This is a genomic window from Kribbella orskensis (assembly GCF_004342085.1).
In the GTDB taxonomy this organism is placed as follows: Bacteria; Actinomycetota; Actinomycetes; order Propionibacteriales; family Kribbellaceae; genus Kribbella; species Kribbella orskensis.
This window is the reverse complement of sequence record NZ_SLWM01000063.1, coordinates 1-2,453: the sequence shown is the minus strand read 5'-3', so window position 1 is coordinate 2,453 and position 2,453 is coordinate 1. Positions and strand designations below refer to the sequence as shown.

General features: G+C 65.7%; 2 protein-coding genes and 1 pseudogene. 1 reads left to right on the top strand and 2 read right to left on the bottom strand.

Annotation, left to right across the window (positions count from 1 at the left end; translation table 11 throughout):
• Positions 1-752: 752 nt before the first annotated feature.
• The gene (locus tag EV644_RS47455; RefSeq protein ID WP_255511496.1) at positions 753-878 is read left to right on the top strand and encodes a hypothetical protein; all 126 of its coding nucleotides are present in this window, start codon (positions 753-755) and stop codon (positions 876-878) included.
• Positions 879-1,000: 122 nt separating this feature from the next.
• Here EV644_RS47455 and EV644_RS47040 read toward each other — a convergent pair whose 3' ends face one another.
• Positions 1,001-1,750 (bottom strand): DUF6928 family protein, encoded by a 750-nt coding sequence (locus EV644_RS47040; RefSeq protein ID WP_132197849.1) that lies wholly within the window; start codon positions 1,748-1,750, stop codon positions 1,001-1,003.
• A 227-nt stretch (positions 1,751-1,977) separates the two neighbouring features.
• A pseudogene (locus EV644_RS48135) lies at positions 1,978-2,325 on the bottom strand (GNAT family N-acetyltransferase); the annotation flags it as partial.
• Between the last annotated feature and the right edge of the window lie 128 nt (positions 2,326-2,453).

The window sequence follows — 2,453 nt, the reverse complement described above, 5'->3', positions numbered from 1 at the left end:
TGGCATCTGGTCGTTCCCAGAGTTCTTGGCGATCTGACCGGCTACCAGACTGGCCGTCCTCTGCTCGGATTGAGCTCAGATGCGCTGTCAGCGGCATTTCCGGACGTTGTAGCCCACCCGGCCCGGCTCGAACGGGCTGCCTCCCTCTCCGGTGTTGCTCGGGTGGGCGCTGGGGGTGCAGCCACCCACCTAGGGCGGGGCCGTGCACAGGGTACGAAGCGCGGTGTCACATCGCCACCGAAATGCACCGACAGCGGCAGATGAGTGCGGCTGCGCGCGCGACTTCCTGCCTGTGTTCGTGGACGATGTGAAGCGTGCCCGCATCCCTTCATGACTGGGTCGAACTCTGGTTCGGCTCGATGCCCCGGCAGCGGGACGCCGCTGCGCTCGTAGAGCCGTTGCTCAGGTTCAACCATGTGCCCGCCGAGCCATGGACAGAAGGCGAGGTAGACGTCCTGGTCGTTGAGAACCAGGGGGTGTGGCTCTGGGGTCGGACGGATGCTGGGGAGTTCGTCGAGCGTGCGAACGAGCCCGAAGCAGAGTGGCAATCCATTGCGGAGGACGAGGAGGGGTTCTGGCTCCACCACGCGGCTTTCGAGGCGCTCTGGTCAATGGCCGCGAGCCGTAGCGCGCTTCAACTGGATCAGGCGTCGGTCTCACGGATAGAAGATGCTTGCACTCCGTTGCCGTGCGCGGAGTGGTCATGGCCGGGCACACGTCATCGGGTGTGGCACCGATCCGACGCTCTGGCCATGATCTGCCAAGACGGCGACGGATTCTGGGTGCTGGTTGCCGCCCGAACCGAGGAGGAGCTGTCCTGGCTCGACCCGTTCGCACTCGAGTGGGATGAGTCCGATAGCCGCACCCGCTGCCCATAGACAGGCCGCTTGCGCATCGCATCTGTACACGCACATCGGCAGTTCCGCGCCTTGCTGTCTGCGGCATGACAGCGAGGATTGCGGCTGCTTGTTGCCGCACCGTGGCGTTGGTCGGCAGGCTTCTAGGAGATCTCGTGCATCGTTCCGTCCGGGCCCATCCGGAACATCCGCGGCGGGTCCATGGAGCGTGAGGCCGCGTACATGGCTTCTCGCGCGGCCTGTTCCGCGCCGGACGGGTCTGTCACCCGGAAGCCGTGCAGGTGAACAGTGTCCACGTCGATGTCGTCCGCGTCGGGAAAGCCCTCGATGACGAAGCCGAACAGTGCGCGCAGCGCTTCTTCGCCCAGCTCAAGGGGATGAAATGGCAACGGGTACGCCGGCTGGTCGGGCCAGCCCGGTACGGGTTCGACTGGATGCGCGCCCGCCCAGTATGGCAACTCGAAGTCGTAAGGCTCGCCGATGTTCTCCTGGATGCCTCCGTCGGGCGACAGGCTCAGCGATCTGACCAATACGCCGTCCTCCCAGACCGCGAAACCGAGCCAGTCAACGACCGAGTGCATCCCATGCATGATGATTCGTCTGCCCGCTCCCACTTGGCGCAGGTGTTCCGGCAGCTTAGAGGGGCGGTTGAGCACGAGCCTCCGGTCGCAGTACAGTTCCGCCCCAGCCAGTGTCGTGGCGTAGGTGATGTCGTCTGGCGGGTAGACGCAGTCCAACAGCGTAGGGCCGTTGTCGACGGGTACGACGCCGTAGCCGGGGTGGATCCGACGTACCAACGCCTCGGTCTCGGCTCGTTCCGCGGGCGTTGCGCCAAGCAACGCAGGACGGATGTCGCCCTCGGCGAACGCCAGCAGTGCCGTTTTCGCGCCCACGACGCTCCTCCCGGTCTCTCGGCGGACAGGCGCCCGCACCCTATCCGCCGGCGGGCCTGCGAGTCGACCCGGCAGCGGCAGATCCGGACATCGTCGCTCAGAGGCGACGGCTGAGCCGGACGTCTTCGTCCTCGCACCCCAACTTCTCGTAGAAGCCGCGCGCAATTGTGTTTGCCGCGCCCGTCTCCAGGCTCAGCCGCGCCAGTCCACGCGCCCGCCCCCAAATCCTCGGCAGCAGACATTAGCGCCGTTCCCACACCATGACGAGAGTCACCCGAGGCGACAACAAGTTCGCCTACATAGGCGTCTATCTCACCAGTGAAGTGCCGCCTGGTGGCCACCGTCACCGCTCCGACGACACGGCCACGCACCTCGGCGACGAACACGGCACGGTCCGCAGAGTTCGCGCGTCCGAGAGAGTCGGTGACCCACTGGGTGACGGCACGCAGTACGGCGCTTGGATCACGCCACGGAGTCACCCCCTCGGTCAATCTTGGGGCAGGCGCCACGACCGCCTCGCGATCCTTCTCAGTGAAGGTGCGGATCTGCGGTCGAGCCTCGTCCTGAGCGTCCATGCCTCACACCCTGACAGGCGGCTTAGCCCAATTGCGCGGACAGCGGCTGCTTGTTTAATTGCCTGTAGGACCGATCCTGGCGAGGCTTGGTCCAGGCGCTCGGCTCGTCGCTCTCATTTCGGCTGCCC